Annotated in this window: 1 pseudogene; it reads left to right on the top strand. The window is 69.6% G+C overall.

What is annotated here, in order from left to right:
* Nucleotides 1-513: 513 nt before the first annotated feature.
* A pseudogene (locus tag ACFWUY_RS42040) lies at nt 514-1,018 on the top strand (metallophosphoesterase); the annotation flags it as partial.

Below are 1,018 nucleotides of genomic sequence, written 5' to 3'. Positions count from 1 at the left end.
GACCACCCGATCGGTGTTGCCGTCGGCCACCCGGATGATCCTGGTGTTGATCTCGCCCATCGAGGTGTCCACCCGGAAGTCGATGGCGGACGGGTCGGCATCGGCGGCCGCGGGCGCCATCGTCGCACCGAACGGCAGCACCGCCACCACGGCACCGGCCATGGCCCGCCGCAACAGCCCGGATCGGTGTCGGCGCTGGTGCGCCCCTCCCACGATTACGCCACGCATGATCGGTGTTCAGACCTTTCGCTATATGCGGCCACGCCGCGTCCCCACTCCACCCGCTGCGGTAGGAAACCTGCGAACGGGGCCTGCCGGGCAGCATAGCGCGCCCCTGACTCCTGGGGCGTATCCAATTGTGCAGTGAGACAGCCCGCTTCGTTCCAGCGACCGATAGCTCTGCCTCATCAGCCGAGGTCCGCGGGTTCTAGGACATGGTCGCTGCGGACCGAGCGCTACGCTGGAAGTCGATTCGTGGCCGCGCCCGGCCGCCCTGCCCAGAACGGGACCGCCGTGAAGTTCGCCGTACGCCTGATGTTGTTGTTGCTGGTCCCCGCGCTGATGTTCGGGCTGCCGTGGTGGATGTTGGTCTCGGCACCGACCGGTGGCAGCGGGGCACTGTTCTGGATCGGGACGGCGATCTGCCTGGCGGGCGCGGTGTGCTTGCCGCTGGCGATGTTCCTCGGGCACGGGCCCGCGCAGTCCGACCCGGCGGTGATCGTCGGCGACACCCTGCTCGGGGTCGTGTGGGTGGTGTTCTCCTGGTCGGTGATCGGGGTGTTCGCGCGGGGCGCGCTGGCGGTGGCCGGGGTCGACGGCGCGCAGATCGTGGCGGTCGGGGTGCTGGTCACGTCGGCGGTGCTGATCGGGTGGGGCGTGTTCGAGGCGCGGCGGGTGCCGCGGGTGCGGACGGTCGATGTCGCGATTCGCGGGCTGGCCGAAGGTTTGGACGGGTTGCGAGTCGTGGTCGTCACCGACACTCATTACGCCGCACTGAACCGGCAGCGGTGGTCGGAGC

Origin of the sequence: Streptomyces sp. NPDC058664 (genome assembly GCF_042716635.1) — a bacterium.
Taxonomy (GTDB): domain Bacteria; phylum Actinomycetota; class Actinomycetes; order Streptomycetales; family Streptomycetaceae; genus Streptomyces.
This window is presented reverse-complemented; position numbering and strand designations above follow the sequence as displayed.